The organism is Streptomyces sp. CCM_MD2014, from assembly GCF_000772045.1.
Taxonomy (GTDB): domain Bacteria; phylum Actinomycetota; class Actinomycetes; order Streptomycetales; family Streptomycetaceae; genus Streptomyces; species Streptomyces salinarius.
Window position 1 is genome coordinate 6,727,960 of sequence record NZ_CP009754.1, and the last position, 23,673, is coordinate 6,751,632.

Annotated in this window: 24 protein-coding genes and 1 pseudogene; 11 read left to right on the forward strand and 14 right to left on the reverse strand. The window is 72.8% G+C overall.

The genetic code is table 11. The annotated features are described in order from the left end of the window. Positions 1-21: 21 nt before the first annotated feature. From NI25_RS29915 to NI25_RS29925, 3 genes are all read left to right on the forward strand, one after another. Positions 22-1,356: a pectate lyase family protein gene (locus tag NI25_RS29915; protein WP_061445434.1), complete on the forward strand. Its 1,335-nt coding sequence runs from the start codon at positions 22-24 to the stop codon at positions 1,354-1,356. A gap of 77 nt (positions 1,357-1,433) precedes the next feature. Further along, positions 1,434-2,579, forward strand: a complete 1,146-nt coding sequence (locus NI25_RS29920) for a pectinesterase family protein (RefSeq protein WP_061445435.1) — start codon at positions 1,434-1,436, stop codon at positions 2,577-2,579. A 126-nt stretch (positions 2,580-2,705) separates the two neighbouring features. Continuing rightward, entirely contained in the window at positions 2,706-3,503 is a 798-nt protein-coding gene (locus NI25_RS29925) for an HAD family acid phosphatase (RefSeq protein ID WP_061445436.1), read from the forward strand. Positions 3,504-3,522: 19 nt separating this feature from the next. Here the strand turns inward: NI25_RS29925 and NI25_RS40840 are convergent. The 9 genes and pseudogenes from NI25_RS40840 to NI25_RS29965 form a co-directional block, all read right to left on the reverse strand. Continuing rightward, positions 3,523-3,717 (reverse strand): annotated as a pseudogene (locus NI25_RS40840) (hypothetical protein); the annotation flags it as partial. Between the two features lie 198 nt (positions 3,718-3,915). Next, positions 3,916-4,650, reverse strand: coding sequence for a hypothetical protein (locus NI25_RS29930; protein ID WP_061445437.1), 735 nt, complete (start codon positions 4,648-4,650; stop codon positions 3,916-3,918). Beyond that, a complete protein-coding gene (locus NI25_RS29935) occupies positions 4,647-5,222 on the reverse strand; it encodes a SigE family RNA polymerase sigma factor (protein WP_061445438.1) in 576 nt (191 codons plus the stop codon). Before NI25_RS29935 ends, NI25_RS29930 begins: the two co-directional genes overlap by 4 nt. A gap of 75 nt (positions 5,223-5,297) precedes the next feature. Next, positions 5,298-6,752, reverse strand: coding sequence for a peptidoglycan D,D-transpeptidase FtsI family protein (locus NI25_RS29940; protein WP_061445439.1), 1,455 nt, complete (start codon positions 6,750-6,752; stop codon positions 5,298-5,300). Positions 6,753-6,833: 81 nt separating this feature from the next. Further along, a complete protein-coding gene (locus NI25_RS29945; RefSeq protein WP_061445440.1) occupies positions 6,834-7,493 on the reverse strand; it encodes a response regulator transcription factor in 660 nt (219 codons plus the stop codon). Further along, positions 7,490-8,755, reverse strand: a complete 1,266-nt coding sequence (locus NI25_RS29950; protein WP_061445441.1) for a sensor histidine kinase — start codon at positions 8,753-8,755, stop codon at positions 7,490-7,492. The genes NI25_RS29945 and NI25_RS29950 overlap by 4 nt, the downstream gene beginning before the upstream one ends. Next, positions 8,752-9,765 (reverse strand): hypothetical protein, encoded by a 1,014-nt coding sequence (locus NI25_RS29955; RefSeq protein ID WP_061445442.1) that lies wholly within the window; start codon positions 9,763-9,765, stop codon positions 8,752-8,754. The genes NI25_RS29950 and NI25_RS29955 overlap by 4 nt, the downstream gene beginning before the upstream one ends. Before the next feature lie 141 nt (positions 9,766-9,906). After that, entirely contained in the window at positions 9,907-10,377 is a 471-nt protein-coding gene (locus NI25_RS29960) for a GNAT family N-acetyltransferase (protein WP_061445443.1), read from the reverse strand. A gap of 3 nt (positions 10,378-10,380) precedes the next feature. Next, positions 10,381-11,154, reverse strand: a complete 774-nt coding sequence (locus tag NI25_RS29965) for an IclR family transcriptional regulator (protein WP_061445444.1) — start codon at positions 11,152-11,154, stop codon at positions 10,381-10,383. 122 nt (positions 11,155-11,276) lie between these two features. Between NI25_RS29965 and NI25_RS29970 the strand changes: the two genes are divergently transcribed. From NI25_RS29970 to NI25_RS29985, 4 genes are all read left to right on the forward strand, one after another. After that, a complete protein-coding gene (locus NI25_RS29970) occupies positions 11,277-12,809 on the forward strand; it encodes an aldehyde dehydrogenase (NADP(+)) (RefSeq protein WP_061447156.1) in 1,533 nt (510 codons plus the stop codon). Between the two features lie 107 nt (positions 12,810-12,916). Next, positions 12,917-13,525, forward strand: coding sequence for a DUF1349 domain-containing protein (locus NI25_RS29975; protein ID WP_061445445.1), 609 nt, complete (start codon positions 12,917-12,919; stop codon positions 13,523-13,525). Positions 13,526-13,618: 93 nt separating this feature from the next. Further along, a complete protein-coding gene (locus NI25_RS29980) occupies positions 13,619-14,332 on the forward strand; it encodes a DsbA family oxidoreductase (RefSeq protein ID WP_061445446.1) in 714 nt (237 codons plus the stop codon). A 71-nt stretch (positions 14,333-14,403) separates the two neighbouring features. After that, positions 14,404-15,498: an aminotransferase class V-fold PLP-dependent enzyme gene (locus NI25_RS29985; protein ID WP_107071894.1), complete on the forward strand. Its 1,095-nt coding sequence runs from the start codon at positions 14,404-14,406 to the stop codon at positions 15,496-15,498. A 77-nt stretch (positions 15,499-15,575) separates the two neighbouring features. Here the strand turns inward: NI25_RS29985 and thpD are convergent, their stop codons facing one another. The 5 genes from thpD to NI25_RS30010 form a co-directional block, all read right to left on the reverse strand. Further along, positions 15,576-16,472 carry an ectoine hydroxylase gene (gene thpD, locus NI25_RS29990; RefSeq protein WP_061445447.1) on the reverse strand — a complete coding sequence of 299 codons (897 nt, stop codon included), beginning with the start codon at positions 16,470-16,472 and terminating at the stop codon, positions 15,576-15,578. A gap of 6 nt (positions 16,473-16,478) precedes the next feature. Beyond that, positions 16,479-16,877, reverse strand: coding sequence for an ectoine synthase (locus NI25_RS29995; RefSeq protein ID WP_031047567.1), 399 nt, complete (start codon positions 16,875-16,877; stop codon positions 16,479-16,481). A 129-nt stretch (positions 16,878-17,006) separates the two neighbouring features. After that, on the reverse strand, positions 17,007-18,278 hold the full coding sequence (gene ectB, locus NI25_RS30000) for a diaminobutyrate--2-oxoglutarate transaminase (protein WP_061445448.1): 1,272 nt from the start codon (positions 18,276-18,278) through the stop codon (positions 17,007-17,009). Positions 18,279-18,403: 125 nt separating this feature from the next. Next, a complete protein-coding gene (gene ectA / locus NI25_RS30005) occupies positions 18,404-18,916 on the reverse strand; it encodes a diaminobutyrate acetyltransferase (protein WP_061445449.1) in 513 nt (170 codons plus the stop codon). Positions 18,917-19,245: 329 nt separating this feature from the next. Continuing rightward, positions 19,246-20,397, reverse strand: coding sequence for a pyridoxal-phosphate-dependent aminotransferase family protein (locus NI25_RS30010; RefSeq protein ID WP_061445450.1), 1,152 nt, complete (start codon positions 20,395-20,397; stop codon positions 19,246-19,248). A gap of 177 nt (positions 20,398-20,574) precedes the next feature. Between NI25_RS30010 and NI25_RS30015 the strand changes: the two genes are divergently transcribed. The 4 genes from NI25_RS30015 to NI25_RS40660 all read left to right on the forward strand — a co-directional run bounded on the left by NI25_RS30015 (position 20,575) and on the right by NI25_RS40660 (position 23,559). Further along, positions 20,575-21,108: a hypothetical protein gene (locus NI25_RS30015; RefSeq protein ID WP_061445451.1), complete on the forward strand. Its 534-nt coding sequence runs from the start codon at positions 20,575-20,577 to the stop codon at positions 21,106-21,108. Between the two features lie 10 nt (positions 21,109-21,118). Then, positions 21,119-22,210: an amidohydrolase family protein gene (locus tag NI25_RS30020; protein WP_061445452.1), complete on the forward strand. Its 1,092-nt coding sequence runs from the start codon at positions 21,119-21,121 to the stop codon at positions 22,208-22,210. Between the two features lie 197 nt (positions 22,211-22,407). Then, positions 22,408-23,364: an SCO1860 family LAETG-anchored protein gene (locus NI25_RS30025; protein ID WP_061445453.1), complete on the forward strand. Its 957-nt coding sequence runs from the start codon at positions 22,408-22,410 to the stop codon at positions 23,362-23,364. Positions 23,365-23,448: 84 nt separating this feature from the next. Then, the gene (locus NI25_RS40660; protein ID WP_324610076.1) at positions 23,449-23,559 is read left to right on the forward strand and encodes an LAETG motif-containing sortase-dependent surface protein; all 111 of its coding nucleotides are present in this window, start codon (positions 23,449-23,451) and stop codon (positions 23,557-23,559) included. The last annotated feature ends 114 nt before the right edge of the window (positions 23,560-23,673 follow it).

Consider the following 23,673-nt stretch of genomic DNA (forward strand, 5'->3'; position numbering starts at 1 on the left):
AGAACAAGGGAGAGCCGCACCATGAGCACTCAGGGATGGCATGGGCATGCCATAAAGAGATCCGCCGCGCTCGTCGGCTGCACCGCCCTCGTGCTGGGCCTGACCGCCGCCACGGCCGAGGCCCGCCCCGGGCACCACCACCCCCGGGACGCCGCCCGCCAGACGCTGCCCGCGGGCGACGGCTGGGCCTCCCACGGCAGCGGCACCACCGGCGGGGCCGCCGCCGACGCGGAGCACGTGTACACCGTGTCCACCTGGGCCGAATTCAAGGCCGCCCTCGCCGCCGACGGCACCGGGCCGCGGATCATCAAGGTCAAGGGCACCGTCGACGCCGTCTCCGAGGGCTGCGAGGCCTTCGCCGCGCCCGGTTACGACTTCGGCGCCTACCTGGAGAAGTACTCCCCGGAGAACTGGGGCAGGGAGACCGATCTGAGCGCCGAGCCCGACGACAGCCCCGAGGGTCTGCGCCGCGCCTCCGCCGCACAGCAGGACCGGTCGATCAAGGCGAACGTGCCCTCCGACACCACCATCATCGGCGTCGGCCGGGGCGCCGCGCTCAAGGGCGCCAGCCTGCAGATCAAGGGCGTGGACAACGTCATCGTCCGCAACCTGACCTTCGAGAGCCCCGTCGACTGCTTCCCGCAGTGGGACCCCACCGACGGGGACGAGGGCAACTGGAACTCCGAGTACGACAGCGCGGTCGTGCACGGGTCGACGCACGTGTGGCTGGACCACAACACCTTCACCGACGGCGAGCACCCCGACAGCGCGGCGCCCGCCTACTTCGGCATGCTCTACCAGCAGCACGACGGCCAGCTCGACATCGTCAAGGGCGCCGACTACGTCACCGCGTCCTGGAACGTCTTCACCGAGCACGACAAGACCATCCTGATCGGCAACAGCGACGGCGAGTCCACCGCCGCCGTCGACCGGGGGCACCTGAAGGCGACCTTCCACCACAACCTGTTCAAGAACCTCGTCGAGCGCGCGCCCCGCGTCCGCTTCGGCCAGGTCGACGTCTACAACAACCACTTCGTCGCCTCCGACGACTACGCCTACAGCTTCGGCGTCGGCAAGGAGTCCCAGCTCGTCGCCGAGCACAACGCGTTCACGCTGCCGGCCGGCGTCAGCCCCGCGAAGGTGCTCAAGCGCTGGAACGACTCGCCGCTCAGCGCCGCCCACAACCGCGTCAACGGCCGCACCGTCGACCTGATCGCGGCCCACAACGCCGAGAACCCGGACGCCGCCCTCCGCTCCGGCGCGGGCTGGACTCCCACGCTGCGCACCAAGGTCCTGCCGTCCCGGGCGGTCCCCTTCGTCGTCGACCACGGCGCGGGCGCCGGCCGGCTGCGCTGACGGGCGCCGGCACCCGACCCACGAACCGGGCCGGGGCGCCCGCACCGCCCCGGCCCACCCCTCCAAGGAGCACCCGCATGCACCGACCCGCCTCCCGCAGAGGCTTCCTCCTGACGACCGCCGGCGCGGGCGCCGCCCTCGGCCTCGGCCTGGCGACCGCCGGTACCGCCCTCGCCGGCACCCGGCCCCGCCCGCGTCCCTTCGGCCGCTACGGCTCACCCGCCGCCCGCCGCACCGCCAAGACCCTGTACGTCGACCCGCACGGCCGCGGCGACTTCACCTCCGTCCAGGCGGCCGTCGACGCCGCGGGCGACGGCTGGACGCTGGTCCTCGCGCCAGGCACCTACCGCGAGACGGTCTCCGTCGACACCGGACGCACCGGGGCGACCTGGATCGGTGCCTCCGGGGACCCCCGCGACGTCGTCATCGTCTACGACAACGCGGCCGGCACCCCCAAGCCGGACGGCTCCGGCACCTACGGCACCAGCGGGTCGGCCACCACCACCGTGCGCGCCGACGGCTTCACCGCCCGCGCGATCACCTTCGCCAACGACTGGCTGCGCGCCGACCGGCCCGACTGGACCGGCACCCAGGCCGTCGCGGTCAAGGTCATGGGCGACCGGTCCGCCTTCCACGACTGCCGCTTCCTCGGCCACCAGGACACCCTCTACGCCGACACCCGCGACCTCTCCCTCTTCGCCCGCCAGTACTACGAGCGCTGCTACGTCGAGGGCGACGTCGACTTCGTCTTCGGCCGGGCGACCGCGGTGTACGAGCACTGCCACTTCCGCACCCTGGGCCGCCCCGACCTCGACGCCGCCCCGTACGGCTTCGTGTTCGCGCCGTCCACGGCGGGCGCCAACCCGCGCGGCTATCTGGTGACGCGCGGCCGCGTCAGCAGCGAGGCCCCCGACGGCTACTACAAGCTGGCCCGCCCCTGGGTGCCCAGCTCCGACACCACCGCCCGCCCGATGCTCACCGTGCGCGAGACCCACCTCGGCGCGGGCATCGACGCGGTGGCGCCGTACGCGAACATGCGGGACGCGTACCCCTGGCAGGACCAGCGGTTTAGCGAGTACCGCAACACCGGGCCCGGCGCAGCGGCCACCGTCCCCGGGAACCGGCCGCAGCTCACCCGCGCCGAGGCCGCCGCGCACACCCGGGAGGCCTACCTCGGCGACTGGCGGCCGTACGACCGGCAGCCGCACGGCGGGCGGCACTGAACCCGCGCGGCCGGACCCGCGCGGCCGGTACTTGACCTGCTTGACGCGATCTTTGCCAGATGCGGGGGCGCGAATCCGGCCACGGGTCTCGCGCTCACCCGGGTGACGCGCGTAGAAACATGTGCCATGCATAAACCACTGCGCATCGCGACCGTCACCGCCGCCTGTGCCGTCGCCGGTGCCGTCCTGTACGGCACCGGCGCCGCCACCGCCGGCCAGTCGACCGCCAACTCCACGCACGAGCCGTACAACATCGGCGTGCTCGCCAAGGACATCGACGCCTATTACGGCACCACGCTCGACGACGACGGCGTCTACCAGGCCTCTCCGGACAGCCCCTACGCCGCCGACCTGGCCCGCATCGACGCCGCCGCGAAGAAGCAGATCGACCGGGCGGCCCGCGCCGCGCACCACGAGCACACCAGGCCCGCGGTCGTCTTCGACATCGACGACACGCTGCTCCTCAGCCTCGACTACGAGAAGAAGAACGACTACGGCTACGACAGCGCCACCTGGGCCGCCTACGTCGACCGGGCCGACCGCCCGGCCGTTCCCGGCAGCCCCGAGCTGGCCCGGTACGCCGACGAGAAGGGCGTCGAGGTCTTCTACAACTCCGGTCTGAGCGAGGCGCAGCGCACCGCCGCCGTCGAGAACCTGAAGAAGGTCGGCGCCGAGGTGAACCTCGACGCCGGCCACATGTTCCTCAAGGACAAGGCGGACCCGCCGTCCTACCTGGCCCACTGCGCCACCCCCGGCACCTGGAAGTGCACCACCGTGCAGTACAAGGCGGGCACCCGCCGGCACATCGAGCGAGACCTCGGGTACGACATCGTCGCCAACTTCGGCGACCAGTACTCCGACCTCCAGGGCGGCTACGCGGACCGCACGTACAAGCTTCCCAACCCGACCTACTTCGTGGAGTAACGCGCCGCCCGGCGGGGCCCCTCAACGACCCCTCACCGGGCCGACGGACCCCAGGGCCGGCACGACCGGTTCGGCAGACGACGTACCGGTCGTCGGAGCCGGGCGTGTTGACCACCGAGTGGTGGCCGGTGCCGAGGGTGCCGTACTCCGGGCGCTTGGACAGGACCGTGCCGCGCTCGGTCCACGGGCCGGGCGGGGACGGGCCGGTCGCGTGCGTCCGGCGATCGCCGGGGCCCAGGCGTTCTCGTCGGCCCGGGACACGTCCGGCCCCAGGCCCTGCCGCCCGGACCGTCGAGGCGGTGCCCACCGGCAGCCCGGTTGCTTCCGGCCGGTCGAGTGACGGCCGGCGGGTCGAACAAACCGGTGGGTCGTCACCGGTGCGGAACGGGGCTCGGGGTTCCGCGGAGAGATTTCACGAGGCGTCGTCGCGGGGCGCGAAGTCGCCCCGCACCGACAGCCGTTCGGACGCGGCGGTGGCCGTCGCCGCGTAGCGGTCGCCGCGGGCGTCCCGGCCGCCGCGCTCGTGGTCGTACTGGCCGGCGAACACCCACTCGCCCGCCGGGACCGTACGGCCCCGTTCGAGCGTCCACCGGTAGACGAGGAAACCGTCCCGCTCGGCGACCGTGAACGCGAAGTCGTCCTCCGGGAGCGACCGCCAGGCCCCGGTGGAGGTGACCGACCCGGTCTGCGCCACCCTCAGTTCGACGGTGAGCGCGGTCAGGGGAGTGCGCGTCCTGAGGGTGATGTCGCTCTGCGCCCAGTAGTCGTTGCTGTGCGGGTCCACCGAGCCGTCGGACCACAGCGGGCCGTCCTCGGCCCCGGAGGCGGGCGGCCGGCTCGTGGTGGGGTCCTCGGGTGACGGCGCGGGGGTCGGCGAGGCGGCGACCGAGCGCCGGACGGGAGCGTCGGCCCGCACCGCCGACGTGACCGCGTAGCCGCCCGCCGCCAGGACACCCGCCACCGCCGCCGCGGCACCGGCCACCCGTACCCAGCCCGGCAGCGCGGGGCGGGCCGGCGTGTGCTCCCCCGCGGCCATACCGCGTTCGACCCGGGCCAGCATCCGGGCCCGGTCGGGCACGTGCGCTCCGGCCGCCTCGCGCAGCCGGGCCCGCAGCGCGTCGTCCGCGTCCCGCCGCGGTCCGGTCACCGGGCGCCTCCCGCGGCCCCGCCGCTGCGCGCGATCGCCGCGTGCACCTGCCGGGGAGCACGGGGAGCCGCCCGGGTGCCGAGCAGCCGCTGGAGTTCGGCCACCGCCTTCGACGTCTGGCTCTTGACCGTGCCCACCGAGACACCCAGGGCGAGCGCCGTGTCCCGCTCCGAGAGGTCGAACGCGTGCCGCAGGACCACGCACGCCCGCTTGCGGAACGGCAGCCGGCGCAGCGCCTCCTGCACGTCCACCACGCCCGCGACGTCGGGATTCTCCGTCCGCTCCTCACGCTGCGACCAGAACAGGGCGACCCGTCTGCGCTCGCGCACGGCGGTCCGGACGCGAGTGCGGGCGAGGTTGGCGACCACCCCGCGCGCGTACGCGACCGGGTGGTCGGCCGTGCGGACCCGGTCCCAGCGGTGCCACAGGGCCAGCAGGGCATCCGCCGCGAGGTCGTCGGCCGCGTCCGGCTCGCCGGTCAGCAGACGGGCGAGCCGGGCCAGTTCGGCGTAGTGGCGCTCGAAGAAGGCGTGGAACTCCGCGGAGGCGGCGTCGTCGACGACTGTCCCCACGGCGGACTCTCCTCGCGGCGGCTTCCCGGATGCCGGACACCGTACGGCAGACCGAAGCCGAACGACCCCGGAAAGTCAGCCCCTGAGCGCCGCCTCCATCATCGCCTTGGCCACCGGGGCCGCCAGACCGTTGCCGCTGACCTCGCTGCGGGCCGCGTCGGACTGCTCGATGATGACGGCCACGGCGACCTCCTTGTCCGAGGTGTCTGACTTGGCGTACGAGGTGAACCAGGCGTACGGCGTCTTGCTGTTGTTCTCGCCGTGCTGGGCCGTGCCCGTCTTGCCGCCCACCGTCGCTCCGGAGATCTGCGCGTTGGACCCGGTGCCGTCCTCGACGACGGTCTCCATGGCCGACTGCAACTGGTCGGCGGTGGAGGAGCTGACGATCCGCTTCGAGTCCGGGTCGGTGTGGTCCTCCAGGACGTCGCCGCCGCTGTCGGTGACCTGCGACACCATGTGCGGGGAGACCAGCTCGCCGCCGTTGGCCAGGGCCGCCGAGACCATCGCCATCTGCAGCGGGGTCGCCGTCACGTCGAACTGGCCGATGCCCGTCAGGGCCGTCGACGGCCGGTTCATGTCCTTCGGGTAGACGCTGGTGTACGCCCGCACCGGCACGTCCTGCGACTCGTCGTTGAAGCCGAACTTCTCCGCCGTCGCGCGCAGCTCGTCCTGGCCGAGGTCGACGGCCATCTTCGCGAAGACGTTGTTGCACGAGTACTGCAGCGCGGTGCGGATCGTGGCGTTCTCGCAGGGGGCGTTCGGGTTCTCGTTGGTGAGGTCCGTCGTGGTGTCCGGCAGGGTGTACGGGTCCGGGCTCTCGGTCTTCACGTCCACCGAGTCGTACAGCCCGTTCTCCAGCGCGGCGGCCGCCACCACCAGCTTGAAGGTCGAGCCCGGCGGCAGCGGCTGGCGCAGCGCGCGGTTGGTCAGCGGTTTGTCGGGATCACTGGTCAGCTTCTCCCAGGCCGCACCGGCGGTGTTGGCGTCGGTCAGCGACGTCGGGTCGTAGGAGGGGGTAGACACGACCGACAGGATCCGGCCCGTCTTCGGGTCGATCGCCACGGCGGCGCCCTTCTTGTCGCCCAGCGCCTCGAACCCGGCCTTCTGCACGTCCGGATCGATCGTCGTCACCACGTTGCCCGGTTCGGCCCGGGTGCCGGTGACGGTGTCCATCACGGTCTTCAGCCGGGGGTCCGTGCCGTTGAGCACGTCCTGGTAAATGCCCTCCAGCTGGGTCGGTGCGTACGCCTGCGAGGCGTAGCCCGTCACCGCCGCGTACAGCTTCCCGTCCTTGTACGTCCGCTTGTACGCGAGGTCACCCCCCTCCGTCGGCGCCGAACCGGTGATCGACCGGCCGGCCACGATGATGTTCCCCAGCGGCTCCGCGTACGTCTCGATCGCGCCCCGCCGGTTGTTCTTGTCGTCCGCGAGCGCCTGGCCCTCGTAGAACTGCACCCAGGTGGCCCTGATCAGCAGAGCGAACACCAGGAGCAGCGTGAAGACGGAGGCGCGCCTGATCGTCTTGTTCATCCCGTTCATCCCGACGGCAGGACGAACGGGCAGGAGGCGATCGTTCCCATGTGCCCCGTTTTCTCATCTTTCTCATTCTTCTCATCGCCCGTTCATGAAGCCCGCCTCGTAGGCCAGGATCACCGCCTGGGTGCGGTCCCGGGCGCCGGTCTTCGCCAGTACCGCCGCCACATGGGTCTTCGCCGTGGCCGGTCCCACTCCCAGCCGCCCGGCGATCTCCGCGTTGGTCAGCCCGGTCGCCATCAGGCGCAGCACCTCGCCCTCGCGTTCGGTGAGCCGCGCCACCCAGGCCGGCGCGGCGGGGTTCGCGCGCGCGTGCTCGGCCGCCAGCGTCCGCACCGCCGACGGGAACAGCAGCGTGTCGCTGTGCGCCACCAGCCGCACGGCTCCGACCAGGGTGTCGGCGTCGGCACGCTTGAGCAGGAAGCCGGCGGCACCGGCGCGCAGGGCGTCGTACACGTAGGAGTCGTTCTCGAACGTGGTCACGACGACGATGCGGGGCGGCTCGGCGAGCGTGGCGAGGATCTGCTCGGTGGCGCGGATGCCGTCGGCCTCCGGCATGCGGACGTCCATCAGCACCACGTCCGGCCGGACCTCGCGCACCACGGAGACGGCCTCGGCACCGGTGGCGGCCTCACCGGCGACCTCCAGGTCCGGTTCGGCGGAGAGGATGGCGCGCAGGGCGGTACGGACCATGCGCTCGTCGTCGGCGAGAACGATCCGGATCGGCGGGTGGGTCACGCGATTCCCTTCAGCGGCAGTCGGACGTCGAGTCGCCAGACCGGCCCCTCGGGGCCCGCCTCGGCCGCGCCGCCCAGCAGCCGGGCCCGGTCGGCGATGCCCCGCAGGCCGTGCCCGCCGCCGGGGCGCGGGGCGGTGGCCGCCGCGCGGAGCGGGTTCTCGACGGTGATCCGCAGGTGACCGTCCAGCACCTCGACGCGCAGCGCCACGGTGGCCTTCTCACCCGCGTGCCGGAGCGCGTTGCTCAGTCCCTCCTGCACGATGCGGTACGCCTCGCGGGAGACCGGCGCCGGCAGCGCCCGCGGGTCGGCGGCGACGGCGGCGTCCACGCGCAGTCCGCCCGCGCGGGTGCGGCGCAGCAGGTCGTCGAGGTCGCCGGCGAGCGTCGGCGCGGGCGTCGCGCCCCAGGCGTCACCGGTCGCGTCGCCCTCGCGCAGCACGCCCAGTACGGCGTCGAGTTCACCGACCGTACGACGCGTGGTGTCCTCGATCGCGGCGAGCGCCTCGCGGACGAACTCCGGGTCGGTGCCGAGCAGTCGGCGGGCGGCGCTCGCCTGGAGGGTGACGGCGCTCAGCGCGTGGCCGACGGAGTCGTGCAGCTCACGCGCGAGCCGGTTGCGGACGGCGAGGTCGGCGGCGCGCGCCTCGGCCGCCGCGACCCGGTCCTCGGCGGACGGGCCGAGCAGGGCCGGCGCCCAGCGCGCCAGCAGCGCGCCGACGGCCGCCGCGCACCCGGCCAGGGCGACCAGCATGGCGGCGCCCGCGAGCGGCGACAGGACGAGCGCCCAGGTGTGCCCGAAGAGGCCGGGCAGCCTCAGCCCCCCGTCGCGCAGCACCGGCACGAAGGGCAGCACGATCAGCGTGACCGCGAACGGCGGCACCGCCAGCGACATCCCGGCCACGATCCCGCCGGCACCCAGATGCAGGGTGAACCAGGCCGCCGTGCGGCCCTTCTCGCCCTTGGTCCGGGCGGGCCCGTACGCGAGCCGCTCCGCCCCGGCACCGCACAGCGACCGCGCCACCCCGGACTCCAGGGGACGGGTGAGGGGAAACAGCGAGGTGACGGCGGCGAGCGGCAACCCGAGGGCGAAGGAGGCCAGTTGAAGGGAGAGCGAACCGAAGACGTTCTCACCCCCCGCGAGGGGACCGACGACGACCGAGCCGACGAGGACGTACGGCATGGCGAGCGCGCCGCCGAGGATCAGATGGATCCACCTCAGGCGCGCCCGCCGCCCGAACAGCGACCGGCCGAGCGCGGTCACGGCCGGGTACGGGTGGCGGCCGACCGCCGGGTGAGGAAGTGGGCGCCCACGGAGGCGAGGAGAAGGCCGACGGTCATCTGCCCAGCGTAGGTGAGCACCATCGGCGTGGTCGGGCGATCGGCGTCGTCGGCGGGCATCAACGTGGCCAGCAGCACCCAGCCGCCCCAGCAGGCCGCGGCACCGGAGCAGACCCAGGCCGAGGCGAGGGGCACCGTGACCGGAAGACGCGGGGCGCGGCGCAGGGCGAGCACCAGGGTCCCGGCGACGGCCGCCGCGAGGAACGCGACGTGCATCCCCTCCAGCACCCGGAAGCCGTCGATCCGCTCCCCGGCCCCGAGCCCCGCGGTGCCGCCGCAGGCCCAGTACAGCCGGACCGCGAGCGGGAAGGTCGCGAGGACCGCACCGACGACGGCGACGGCCCGGTACGGCGCCGCGACGGCGCGCCCCGGCAGGTCCCGCATCCGCCCGCGCCACAGGTGCCCCCAACGGGCCCGTGCGTAGAGGGCGAACAGCGCCCCCAGGGCGAGTCCCTGCACGATGAAACCGGTGTAGACGACCGCGAACACCCATGGGTGGAGGAAGGATGCGCTTCCCCCGCCCGGTGCCGCCGCGGTGTCCGAACCGAACGCCCGGGTCAGGAGCTGCAAGGGATACCCGGCCATGATGGGCGCGAGCAGGCCCGTGGCGACCCAGACCGGGAAGGCCAGCGCCCACGCGGGCACCCGCAGGCCCCACGGGCGGGTGAGCACCAGGGCCAGCACGATCACACAGCTGTCCAGCAGCACCGTGAGCCCGTTGGCCACGGCCATGGTGCCCCGGTGCTCGAGCAGGACGCTGCCCGCCGGGATGCCGACGTGACTCCCGGCGATCCAGGCGGCCTTGAGCCCGAGGTACGGCAGGCAGGCGACGACGGCGACCGCGCGCAGCAGCCGACGGGCGCGGCCGGGCCCCGCGGGAGGGCCGGCCGGAGAGGCGGCCGGAGAGGCGGAGGAGGTGAGCGTCTGCGTCATGGCTGCACGCTGTCGCGCCCGCAGGCGCGGGCGCGTCCTGCGCCGCGACGATCCGTCTCCGCCGCGCGACGGAGACGGATCGTCGCGAGGGGGCATCCGGCTCACCGGTCCTCCGCTCAGCGGGGCATTCCGCTCAGCGGGTCATCCCGCCAGGTGCAGGACGACCTCGTCGATCTCCTCGCCCCGGGCGGGCGCGAAGCCCCGCGCCCGCGCGCTGGTCACGAATCCGCACTTCTCCAGTACGCGCCGAGACCCGGCGTTGTCGGCCGCCGCACGCGCGTACAGCGGGCGGTCCCGCACCTCGGCGAGCAGGGCCCGCAGTGCGGCCGTGGCCACGCCCTGCCCCCAGTACGCCCGGTCCACCCAGTACGTCACCTCGCGCTCGCCCGGCTCCCCGTACACCGCCGTGCTGCCGATGACGTCACCGTCGCCGAGGATCGTCCGCACGACGTCCCGGGAGGCGCGGATCTTCCGCCAGTGGGCCGTGAACGCCTCCCAGTCGGCCGGGTCCTTCGGGGTGAAGGCCGCCATGCGCAGGGCCTCCGGATCGTTCATCTGCCGGAAGAAGACGGGCAGATCGCTGTCGTGAACCTCGCGCAGTGCGATGTGCATGGATCAGAGCCTACGCGTGGCCAGCGTCAGGCGGTCCCGCGCGTCGAACAGCGCGTCCTTCACCATCTGTTCGTGCGCGGGCGTCAGCCGTGCCACCGGCACCGAGCAGCTGATCGCGTCCCGCGCCGGGTTGCGGTAGGGGACCGCGACCCCGAAGCAGCGCAGCCCCAGCGTGTTCTCCTCGCGGTCCACGGCGAAGCCCTGCTCCCGCACCTGGTGCAGCTCCTCGATGAGCTGCTCCCGGTCGGTGATGGTGTGCTCGGTGAGCGCGGGCAGCGTCTCGGGCAGCATCTTGCGCACCTGCTCGTCGCTGTACGTGCTCAACAGCGCCTTGCCCAGCGAGGTCGAGTGCGCGGGCAGCCGGCGGCCGACCCGGGTGAACGGCCGCAGGTAGTGCTGGGACTGGCGGGTGGCCAGGTAGACGACGTTCGTGCCGTCCAGCCGGGCGAGGTGGATGGTCTCCGTCGTGTCGTCGGAGAGCCGGTCCAGCGTCGGCCGGGCCGCCGCCACCACCTCGTCGCCGTCGATGTACGAGGTGCCGACCAGCAGCGCCCGTACGCCGATGCCGTACCGCGTGCCCGTGGCGTCCGTCTCCACCCAGCCCAGCTCCACCAGCGTGCGCAGCAGCATGTACAGGCTGGACTTGGGATAGCCGACGGCCTCCTGGACCGACGCGAGGGAGTGCATACCGGGGCGCCCGGCGAAGTATTCGAGCAGCTCAACCGTCCGCACCGCGGACTTGACCTGCGCTCCGCCCCCCGTCTCGACAGCCGACATCGCCCTTGACCCCTTCGTTCGACGAGAAGCTGAAGTTATAGTCTCGAACAGCATATTCATCAGCAGAGACAGCGTTCAGTATATCGAACGAGTTCAGTGCAGAGCACGTGGAGGGACCCGCGGTGGCAGCAGCACCAGTCTGGAGTGTCGACCCCCGTACCGGGAAGCAGCGTGAACAGGTCGCCGTGGAAGCCACGGCCCAGGAGGTGGACGCCGCCGTCCGCGCCGCGCACGCCGCCCGTCAGGCCCTCGCCGACCGCACCGTCCGAGCGGCCTTCCTGCGGAGCGCCGCCGACGAGCTGAAGGCGGCCGAGAGCACCCTCGTCGAGGTCGCCGACGCGGAGACCGCGCTCGGCCCGGTCCGGCTCACCGGCGAACTCGCCCGCACCTGCTACCAGCTGCGGGCCTTCGCCGACATCGTCGACGAGGGCGAGTACCTCGGTGTCGTCGTCAACCACCCCGACGACACCGCCACCCCGCCCATCCCCGACCTGCGCCGCTACAAGGTGCCGCTCGGCGTCGTCGCCGTCTACTCGGCCTCCAACTTCCCCTTCGCCTTCTCCGTCCCCGGCGGCGACACCGCGAGCGCCCTCGCGGCCGGCTGCCCGGTCGTCGTCAAGGCGCACCCCGACCACCCGGCCCTGTCCGAGCTGGTCGCCAAGGTGCTGCGCCGGGCCGCGGCCACGCACGGCATCCCCGACGGCGTCCTCGGTCTGGTCCACGGCTTCGAGGCGGGCGTCGAGCTGATCAAGCACCCGCTGGTCGCCGCGGCCGGCTTCACGGGCTCCGTCCGCGGCGGCCGCGCGCTGTTCGACGCGGCGGCCGCCCGTCCCGTGCCGATCCCCTTCCACGGCGAGCTGGGCTCGCTGAACCCGGTCGTCGTCACGGAGGCGGCGGCCGTCGAGCGGGCGGAGGCTATCGGCGCGGGGCTGGCCGGTTCCATGACGCTGGGCGTCGGGCAGTTCTGCGTCAAGCCCGGCCTGGTGCTGGTCCCGGCGGGCGACGCCGGTGACGGCCTGGTCAAGTCCCTCACCGACACGGTCAGCGCCACCGACGCCGGTGTGCTCCTCGACCACCGCATGCGGGACAACTTCGTCGCGGGCGTCGCCGAGCGCGCCGCGCTGCCCGACGTGGACTCCCCGGTCACCCCGGGCGCGGGCGGCGAGCACACCGTCAGCCCCGGGTTCCTCACGGTGCCGGCGGCGCGGCTGGCGGCCGAGGGCGAGCACGACCTGCTCCTGGAGGAGTGCTTCGGGCCGGTCACCGTGGTGGCCCGCTACCAGGACGAGGGCGAGGTGCGGGGGGTGCTGTCGCGGCTGCCGGGGAACCTCACGGCCACCGTGCAACTCTCCGCCGAGGAGGCGGCGGGGGAGAGCGCCGGGGCGGCCGCCCTGCTCGCCGAGGTGACGCCGTTGGCGGGGCGGGTGCTCGTCAACGGCTGGCCGACGGGGGTTGCCGTGGCGGCGGCTCAGCAGCACGGGGGGCCTTACCCGGCGACCACCTCGACGTCCACGTCGGTGGGGGGTACGGCCATCGAGCGGTGGTTGCGGCCGGTGGCCTATCAGGGGGTGCCGGAGGCGCTGCTGCCGGTGGAGCTTCGGGACGACAATCCGCTGGGGCTGCCTCGGCGGTTCAACGGGGTGCTCGAGCGGTAGGGCGCCGTAGGGGTGCGGTGGTGTCGCGGGTGCCGCGCCGTAACGGCTTGTCGCGCAGTTCCCCGCGCACCTCGAAAAGCGTTCACCGGGCCTGCGATGATCAGGCCATGGATCTCGAACTCGCCGAACTGCCGTTTCCCCTCCGCTCTTACGGGCCCGACGGAAACTGGTCCTACGCCGATGGTGTGCTCACCGGGGTAGCCGGGCGTCGGCAGGACCGGTTCGTGCCGCCGACCGGGGAATCGCTCGAGTCCGTGTCCGACGCGCCGCGGTTGCTGGGGGCGCCCGACGGGGACTTCCAGCTGATCGCCCGGGTCTCCGTCGGGTTCCGCGGGGCCTTCGACGCCGGCGTGCTCTACGTGCACGTGGGGGAGCGGGCCTGGGCCAAGCTGTGTCTGGAGTACTCCCCGGACGTGCCCACCGTCTGCACGGTGGTCACCCGGGGGCACTCCGACGACTGCAACTCCTTCACCGTCGACGGGGACTCCGTCTGGTTCCGGGTCAGCCGGAGCGGGCGGGCCTTCGCCTTCCACGCCTCCCTCGACGGCGAGCGCTGGACCTTCGTCAGGCTCTTCACGCTGGGGGACGAGAGGGAGACGGGCGCGGCCCTGGTCGGGTTCCTGGCGCAGGCACCGACGGGGGAGGGGTGCACGGTGACGTACGACCACCTGGAGTTCCGGCCCGGCTGGCCCGCGGATCTCCGGGACGGCAGCTGAGCGCCGGGGCGGGAATGGGCACGGCTGCTTGAACGTTCACGTACGGGGCGGAGAGGGCCTTCGCCGCCGTACGACCTGGAGAAGAGCCGAGACATGCGCGTCGAGATCTGGAGCGACATCGCCTGCCCCTGGTGCTACGTGGGCAAGGCCCGCTTCGAGAAGGCGCTCGCGGCCTTCCCGCACCGGGACGGGGTCGAGGTGGTCCACCGTTCCTTCGAGCTGGACCCCGGCCGGGCCAAGGACGACGTCCAGCCGGTGCTGGCGATGCTCACCGCCAAGTACGGCATGAGCGAGGCCCAGGCGCAGGCCGGCGAGGACAACCTCGGCGCGCAGGCCGCCGCCGAGGGCCTGGACTACCGCACCCGGGACCGCGACCACGGCAGCACCTTCGACATGCACCGGCTGCTGCACCTGGCCAAGGCGCGAGGCCGGCACGAGGCGCTGCTCGACGCCTTCTACCGGGGCAACTTCGCCGACGAGCGCTCCGTGTTCAACGACGACGAGCGGCTCGTGGACCTGGCCGTCGGTGCCGGGCTCGACGCGGACGAGGTCCGTTCGGTGCTCGCCGACCCCGACGCCTACGCCGACGACGTGCGCGCCGACGAGCGGGAGGCCGCCCAGCTCGGCGCCACCGGGGTGCCGTTCTTCGTGCTCGACCGCGCCTACGGCGTCTCGGGCGCCCAGCCCGCCGAGGTCTTCACCCGGGCGCTGACCCAGGCGTGGGGCGAGCGCGCGCCGCTGAAGCTGGTCGACGACGGGGGTGGCGAGGCCTGCGGTCCGGACGGGTGCGCGGTGCCGCGGAACTGAGGGGCCGGGCAAAACGCCAGGTGAGAAGCGGTGCATAAGCGCTGCTTGGAGGAACCGCGTAGAAATACGCAATGGACGAGGAGGTCACGGGACCGCACAGTGGTGCCATGGAGAGCTTCGAGAATCTCGTCCGTACCGAGTTCGCCCCGAAGACCACGTACCTGAATACCGCGAGCACCGGACTGCTGCCGGCCCGGACCCTTGTCGCGATGCGTGACGCGGCCGCCTCCGCGGCGGCGGGGCAGCCGCTCGACATGTTCGCCGACGTCGAGGCGGCCCGGGCCGCCTACGCCCGCCTCGTGGGGGTTCCCGCCACCCGGGTCGCGATCGGCGCGTCGGTCGCCACGTTCAGCGGGCTCGTCGCCGCGTCGCTGCCGCCGGGTGCCGAAGTCCTCACCGCGGAGGCCGACTTCAGCTCCCTGGTGAATCCGCTGTACGCGCGCGGTGACCTCAAGGTGCGCAGCGTGCCGCTGGAACGGATCGCCGAGTCCGTGGGCCCGGACACCGCGCTCGTGGCGGTCAGCTCCGTGCAGTCCGCCGACGGGCGGATCGCCGACCTCGCCGGGCTGCGGACCGCGGCCCGGGCGCACGGGGCACGGACGCTGATCGACGCCTCCCAGGCGAACGGCTGGCTGCCGACGGCCGCGGACGACTTCGACTTCGTGACCGCCGTCGGCTACAAGTGGGTGCTCTGCCCGCGCGGCGTCGCCTTCCTCGTCGTACCGGAGGACCTGGGCGCGGCGGCCGGGCTGACCCCGCTGTTCGCCGGGTGGGCGACCGGCGAGCGCCCCTGGGACAGCTGCTACGGACCCGTCGAGGAATACGCGCACTCCGCTCGGCGGTTCGACGAGTCTCCCGCCCTGTTCTCGTACACCGGCGCCCGGCACTCCCTGGCCCTGATCGAGGAACTGGGCGTCGACGCCGTGCACGCCCACGACACCGCGCTCGCCGACCGGTTCCGCGCGGGGGTGCGTTCGCTGGGCCATGAGCCGGTGGACGCACCGGGCTCGGCGATCGTCTCGGTGCCGGGTCTCGGCCACCGGCAGGGCGAACTGGGCGGGGCCGGCGTCCAGGTGTCCGACCGGGCGGGCAACCTGCGGGCCGCCTTCCACGTGTACAACACCGAGGCCGACGCGGACCGGCTGCTCGACGTGCTGGCCGGCTGACCCGAGCCCCGGGACGGCATCGGGCAGGGGCCTCCCGTCCCACACGAAAAGGCCCCTGCCCGGGTCTCAGAAGCGGGTCACTTCACCGGGGTGAAGTCCCGTGCTCCGATGAACTCCGGCCGCCGGATCGGAGCCGCGAACGGCTCCACGGCCGTGTTCTCCACGCTGTTGAACACGATGAACACGTTGCTGCGCGGGAACGGCGTGATGTTGTCGCCCGACCCGTGCATGCAGTTGCAGTCGAACCAGGTCGCCGAGCCGGCCTTGCCGGTGAACAGCTTGATGCCGTACTCGGAGGCCATCTTCGTCAGCGCCTCGTCGGACGGGGTCCCCGCGTCCTGCATCTGCAGGGACTTCTTGTAGTTGTCCTTCGGCGTGGCCCCCGCGCACCCGAGGAACGTCTTGTGCGACCCCGGCATGATCATCAGACCGCCGTTGGTGTCGTAGTTCTCCGTGAGCGCGATCGAGACCGAGATCGTGCGCATGTTGGGCAGGCCGTCCTCGGCGTGCCAGGTCTCGAAGTCCGAGTGCCAGTAGAAGCCGCTGGCCCCGAAGCCGGGCTTGACGTTGATCCGCGACTGGTGGACGTAGACGTCCGAGCCCAGGATCTGCCGGGCCCGCCCGACCACGCGCTCGTCGCGCACCAGCTTGGCGAAGACCTCGCTGATCTTGTGCACCTCGAAGACCGAGCGGATCTCCTTGGACTGCGGCTCGACGATCGAGCGCTCGTCCGCGCGGATGGCCGGGTCGGTGGTGAGCCGCTCCAGCTCGCGCCGGTACTCGGCGACCTCGTCCGGCGTGATCAGCTGGTCGATGGCGAGGAAGCCGTCGCGGTCCAGCGACTGCAGGTCACCCGCCGAGACCGGGCCGGGCGTGTCCGGGGAGCCCCAGACCACCGGGTCCTGCCGGGGGGTTGCCACCTCGGTGGCACCGCGGGTGGGATAGAGATCAGTGACGTTCGTGGTCGTGGTCACGGTGACTCACACCTCCTCGGTGAGCAGCGGGTAGACGCCGTTCTCGTCGTGATCCTCCCGTCCGGTCACGGGCGGGTTGAAGACACAGATGCAGTGGAAGTCCTCCTTGACCTTGAGCGTGTGCCGCTCGTGGCCGTCGAGGAGGTACATCGTGCCCGGCGTGATGTGGTACGTCTTCCCCGTCTCGCGGTCGGTCAACTCGGCGTCGCCCTTGGTGCAGACGACGGCCTCGATGTGGTTGGCGTACCACATCGACGTCTCCGTACCCGCGTACAGGATCGTCTCGTGCAGGGAGAAGCCGACCTTCTCCTTGGCGAGGACGATCCGGGTGCTTTCCCAGGTGCCGGACGCGCTCTTCACGTGCCGGTCGGTGCCTTCGAACTCCTTGAACGAACGGACGATCACGGTGTTGCGATGCCTCCTAGGTGAAGGATGTGCAAGGGGCCCCGGCGCCTTCGGCCGCGCGGACGGAAGGCGCCGGGAGTCATGGGGTGGTGCCCGGGCGGCGGGGCCGCCGGACGGTCACGCGGACGGTCAGGCCGTCTCGCGCACGGCGCGGGCGAGGGTCTTCATGCCCTCGTCCAGCTCGTCGGGGGTGATGGTGAGCGCCGGCAGCAGCTTGACGACCTCGCTCTCGGGGCCGGACGTCTCGATGAGCAGCCCGAGTTCGAAGGCGCGCTTGGCGACCCGGCCCGCGCGGCCCTTGTCGTGGAACTCCAGGCCCCAGACCAGGCCGCGGCCCCGGTACTCCTTGACGTCGGCGAGGTTCTCCTCGGTGATGGCGATCATGTGCTGCTCGACCTGCTCGCCGCGCTTGCGGGTCTGCTTCTCCATCGCCGACCCGTCGGCCCAGTACGCCTCCAGCGTGGCGGTCGCCGTGACGAAGGCCGGGTTGTTGCCGCGGAAGGTGCCGTTGTGCTCGCCCGGCTCCCAGACGTCCAGCTCCGGCTTGAACAGGGTCAGCGCCATGGGCAGGCCGTAGCCGCTGATCGACTTGGAGACGGTGACGATGTCCGGCGTGATGCCCGCCTCCTCGAAGGAGAAGAACGCGCCGGTACGGCCGCAGCCCATCTGGATGTCGTCGACGATGAGCAGCATGTCCTGGCGCTCGCACAGGTCGGCCAGGGCACGCAGCCACTCGGCCCGGGCGACGTTGATGCCGCCCTCGCCCTGCACGGTCTCGACGATCACGGCGGCCGGCTTGTTCAGGCCGGAGCCCTGGTCCTCCAGCAGCCGCTCGAACCAGATGAAGTCCTCGACGGTGCCGTCGAAGTAGTTGTCGAACGGCATGGGCGTGCCGTGCACCAGCGGGATGCCCGCGCCGGCCCGCTTGAAGGCGTTGCCGGTCACCGCGAGGGAGCCCAGCGACATGCCGTGGAAGGCGTTGGTGAAGGACACGATCGACTCGCGCCCCTTCACCTTGCGCGCCAGCTTGAGCGCGGACTCGACGGCGTTGGTGCCCGTCGGGCCCGGGAACATGACCTTGTACGGCAGGTCCCGCGGACGCAGGATCGTGTTCTGGAACGTCTCCAGGAAGCGGCGCTTGGCGGTGGTCGACATGTCGAGCCCGTGCGTGACGCCGTCCCGCTCCAGGTAGTCGATCAGCGCGCGTTTCAGGACGGCGTTGTTGTGCCCGTAGTTGAGCGAGCCCGCTCCGGCGAAGAAGTCGAGGTACTCGTGGCCGTCCTCGTCGTACATGCGGCTGCCGACCGCACGGTCGAAGACGGTGGGCCAGCCGCGGCAGTAGCTGCGCACCTCGGACTCGACGGTCTCGAAGACGCTGAGGTCGGGCTGGGTGATGGTCACGACGAATCGCTCCTCGTGGGGTGAGGGTGGGAGAGGAAGGTCGTACGGGTCCGGGGACCGGTGCGGTCCGCCGGGAAGTCTGGGGGCCGGACTGGCACGGAGTGCCGGGCCGTCCGGACGGCCGGTCAGCCGGTGGCGGACAGGGGGCCTATGCGGTACAGCACCTCGGGCTCGTGCGGTCCGTCGGGGAACACGCCGGTGTCGAAGAGCACCTCGCGCTCCACCCGGGCGCCGCGACGCTCGGCGAACGAGGTGAACAGCCGCTGGGAGGCGGTGTTGTCGGGGGAGATGGTGGTCTCCAGGGTGGTCAGCCCACGTTCCGCGACGGTCCGCTCGGCCAGCCCGTCGAGCAGGGAGGCGGCGAGCCGGCGCCCGCGGTACGCCTCGTCCACCGCCACCTGCCACACGAGCAGGGTGTCCGGCCGGTCCGGACGTACGTATCCGGTGACGAAGCCGACCGGCTCACCGCTCTCGTCGCGGGCGACGGCCGACGTGGCGGCGAAGTCACGGCACCAGAGCAGATAGCTGTAGGAGGAGTTGAGGTCGAGGACCTTGGAATCCCTCGCTATCCGCCACAGGGCGGCCCCGTCGGCCACTCTCGGACGATCGATTTGCAGGTCTGCTTGCGCGGCAGTCATGCAAATTGAATTTACCCAGGGAAAATTGAAATTGCATCGCCGGATGGGGTTACGAATGAGCGCCCCGTGTGTTATCACGCGGGCGCGTGCTTCCGCGCGAGGGGGCGGCGTTATGAGGCGATTTGTAGGGGATGCAAGCCGCAAAACGGGCAGCATGTGGATCGGGTCACAATCGCGTAACCCGCGCGAGACGTGTCCGAAATGTGAAGATCGGCGCTCGTGAAATTGTTGTGTTTAGGTCCAGGGAAAGCGGGCAGAAGAATACGGGAAGCTGCGCTGAGTGGAATTCTTCAATTGTGCTTGTGTGAGCATCGGGAATTCCCTCGAATTCATCCGCCCGAAGCGTCGGTCGAAGAGCCGGCCGAAGTGCCGGTTCCGCCCGGCGCCTCCCACGCCTCCTCGACGGCCCGCCGGGCGGCCTCCAGGTCGGCCTTGCGACCCCGCTCGGCCAGCGCGGCACCCAGTGCCGCCAGACAGCCCTGTACGGCCCCGCGCGTCGCGTCCGGGCCGTAGTGGTTGACCCGGACCATCTCGCCCGCCAGCGCGCCCCCTCCCGCCGCCAGCGGCAGTGCCGGGTCGGACTCCAGGGCGCGGGCCACCAGCGCGGACGCGTCGACGTCCGCCGGCGTCCGCAGCGTCGTCGCGACCGGCGCCGCGTCCTTCGCCTCGTACACGTACGGCTCCAGACCGCCCAGCGCGAGCGCGCCGGCCCGGGTCGCCGCCGCGGCGGACGCGTGCCGGGCCATCACCGTCCCGGCGCCCTCCGCCTCGATGCGCTCGACGCACGCCTCCAGCGCGAGCATCTCCAACTGCGCCGGCGCGTGCAGCAGCGCCTTGCGCCCGCCGTCGATCCAGCGCTCCTTCCAGTCCAGGAGCGACAGGTACGAGCGCCGCGGCGCGTTCGGGTTCGCCGCCATCCGGGCCCAGGCCCGCTCGCTCACCGACACCGCCGACACCCCGGCGGGGCCGCCCATCGCCTTCTGCGCGCCGATCACGCACAGGTCCACGCCCCACGCGTCCGGCAGCACCGGCTCGGCGCCCACGGAGGCCACGGCGTCCAGGTAGAACAGCGCGCCGTGCGCCCGCACCACCTCGCCGATCTCCGCGACCGGGTTGGTGTTGCCGGTCGCCGCCTCGGCGTGCACCAGGGACACGAAGTCGATCTCCGGGTGCCCGGCGAGGGCCTGGCCGACCTGATCGGCGGAGACGGCCGTGTGGAAGGGCACCGCGAGGTCGTGCACGGTCGCGCCGCAGTCCCGCAGCCAGTTCCCGAAGGTCTGCCCGTACGGCCCCGTGATCACGTTCAGCGCGACCGTGCCGGGCCCCGCGGCGGCGCGGATCGCGCCCTCCAGCGGCAGCAGCGCCTCGCCCTGCATGACCACCACGTCCTGCGCGGTGCCGAGCAGACGCGCGACCCGGTCCTCGATCGCGGCGAAACGGCCGGCGCTCAGCGGGGCGAGGTCCAGGAAGGGATGGGTCACGGCGGTGCTCTTTTCAGTAACGGCAGGTGTCCGGCGCGGGTACGCGGCGTACGGAGTCGAGAGTAACCATGGCGTCCGCCGGCACTCGCGCCGGAGTACTTCCGTTGCGACACCCCCACGCCCGGAATCATGGCTTCCGTCACAGCCGGCCGGTCGCCGGACTGATGGACTGGCCCCGTGCTCGCGCTTCTGCTGCTGGTCCTCGTCGCGGTGGTGACGGCCGTCGTCCTGCGCCGGGGCGCGGGCGCGTACCCCCGTGCACGGCCGTCCCCGGCGGCTCTCGCTCCCGCGCCGCGCAAGCCGGGCGCGCCCTTCCGCGTCGTCGCCGCGGTCACGGGCTGGGCGGCCGGCCTGCTCTATGTCTGGGGCCTGGTGTGCGTGGGGTTCGCGGCCATGGACGCGGAGGACGGCGGCACGGACTCCCTGCCGCCGCGGCCCTGCCGAACCGGCGTACCGCCGGAACTGGCCGGGCGGGTGGCCGACTACTCCGTCTCCTACCTGCCCCTGCGCTTCAGCTGCGAGACCGTCGACGGCGAGGCCTACGACTCCGCAGACGTTCCCGGCTACGTCAACCCCGGCGTCGCCGTCCTCGCCCCGACCGCGGTCGCGGGCGCCGTGGCGGCCGGGTACGCCGGTGAGCGGCGCGCCCGCGCGGCGGCGAGGAGCGGCGGCCCGTCCCCGGCCTCGAACCGCCGTACGGGCAGCCTTTAGGGTGCGGGGCATGAGCGAACGCGCGGTGCTGCACGTGAAGGGTCGGGTGCTCGTCGGACCGGAGGAGGTCCGGGACGAGGTGTGGGTGATCGACGGCCGGATCTCGTACGACCGGCCCGCCGGCGCCGCCGACGTCCGCACCGTCGAGGGGTGGGCGCTGCCCGGCCTGGTCGACGCCCACTGCCACGTCGGCCTGGACCAGCACGGCGCCGTCCCCGCGGACGTCGCCGAGAAGCAGGCGCTGACCGACCGCGAGGCGGGCACGCTCCTCATCCGCGACGCGGGCTCGCCCTCCGACACCCGCTGGATCGACGACCGCGAGGACCTCCCGAAGATCATCCGGGCCGGCCGCCACATCGCCCGCACCCGCCGCTACATCCGCAACTACGCCTGGGAGGTCGAGCCCGAGGACCTCGTCGCGTACGTCGCCCAGGAGGCCCGGCGCGGTGACGGCTGGGTGAAGCTGGTCGGCGACTGGATCGACCGCGACCTCGGCGACCTGTCGGCCTGCTGGCCGCGCGGCGCCGTCGAGGCGGCCATCGCGGAGGCCCACCGGCTGGGCGCCCGCGTCACCGCGCACTGCTTCGCCGAGGACTCCCTGCGCGACCTGGTCGAGGCCGGCATCGACTGCGTCGAGCACGCGACGGGGCTGACCGACGACACGATCCCCCTCTTCGCCGAGCGCGGGGTCGCCATCGTGCCCACCCTCGTCAACATCGCCACCTTCCCCGCGCTGGCCGACGGCGGCGAGGCGCGCTTCCCGCGCTGGTCGGCCCACATGCGCCGGCTCCACGAACGCCGCTACGACACCGTGCGCAACGCCTACGACGCCGGCGTCCCGGTCTTCGTCGGCACCGACGCGGGCGGTGCCCTGGCCCACGGGCTGGCCGGCGCGGAGGTCGCGGAACTGGTCACCGCCGGCATCCCGCCCGTCGAGGCCCTCGCCGCGACGACCTGGGCCGCCCGGCGCTGGCTCGGCCGCCCGGGCCTGGAGGAGGGCGCACCGGCGGACCTGGTGGTGTACGAGCAGGACCCGCGCGCGGACGTGCGTGTGCTCACCGCTCCGCGCCGGGTGGTGCTGAACGGGCGGGTCGTCGGTTAGCCGACGGGAGTGACGCCGGGGAACACCCGTGCGGCATGATGCGAAAAGGGTTCGAAGCGGCACGCCAAAACCCCACGAAGGGGTGAAGTGCCCCGAGTTCGCTGACCGTTCGGCGGACGCGGGGACATTCTGTCCGGGTCCCAAGCACGTCGCTCATGCGTGCCCCGCACGCATGTCTCACTGGGGGTCCCACCACCTTGAACGGCAACACCTTCCGCATGCCCGCACGCCGTCTCGCCACCGTCGCGGCGGCCACGGCCCTGGCCGCGGGTCCCGCGACCCTGGCCGGCGCGGGATCCGCCCACGCGACCGGCGACCACGGCCGCGCGAGCGCCACCGTGCTGCGCACCGGGCTCGACGTCTCCCTGCTCGACAAGACCGTGAACGTCCCGCTCGCGGTCACCCTCAACGAGGTGCAGGCACCCGAGAGCGCCGAGAAGACCGCGCTCACCGCCCGGCTGGACGGCGTCGACGGCGGAAAGCCCTTCAGCGTCCTGCGCGCCGACGTCGCCGAGGCCAAGGCGACGGCCGGCGCCGGGAAGAGCGAGGGCACCACGACGCTGGCCCGCGCCAGGCTCCACGTCCCGGGCCTGCCGCTGCTGTCGGTGATCGAGGTCCAGGAGGTCACCTCCACGGCGACCTGCGAGGCCGGGAAGAAGCCGGTCGCCGACGCCGATCTGCTGGGACCGGTGACCGTCCTCGGCAAGAAGGTCACGCTCACCGCCGGCGGGACCACGGACGTGAAGGTGCCCGGCGTCGGCGAGGTGCGGCTCGACCTCTCGAAGACGGAGACCACCTCCCGTACGGCCGCCGCCACCGCCCTCGAACTCAGCGTCCACGTCAACCCCCTCGACCTGAACGTCGCCGAGGTCGACGGCACCGTCACCCTGGCGAAGGCGACCTGCGAGTCCCCGACCGCTCCTGCGGACGAGGTCGAGCAGCCCCCGGCCGAGCAGCCCCCGGCCCAGCAGGACGAGGACGCCGACCCGGCCGCCGAGCCCGCGGCCGACGTCGAGGCCCAGGGCGCCCGCACCGAGGCCGACCTGGCCGAGACGGGCGGCAGTTCCGCGACGCCGTACGTCGCGGCCGGTGCCGCGGCCCTGGTCCTGGCGGGTGGCGGCGCCCTGGTGCTGGCCCGGCGCAGGCGGGGCTGACGGGCGGGCGGGGCTGGTTGGGTCGGCGCCGTCGGACAGTTGAGGCCGGGGCGTTCGGCCGGGGGTGTCCGGCCGGAGGTGGTCGTGGCCGGGGCGGGCGGCAGCTCGTCGGCGCCGTGCGTCGCGGCCGGTGCCGCGGCCCTGGTCCTGGCGGGTGGCGGCGCCCTGGTGCTGGCCCGGCGCAGGCGGGGCTGACGGGCGGGCGGGGCTGGTTGGGTCGGCGCCGTCGGGCAGTTGAGGCCGGGGCGTTCGGCCGGGGTGTCCGGCCGGAGGTGGTCGTGGCCGGGGCGGGCGGCAGCTCGTCGGCGC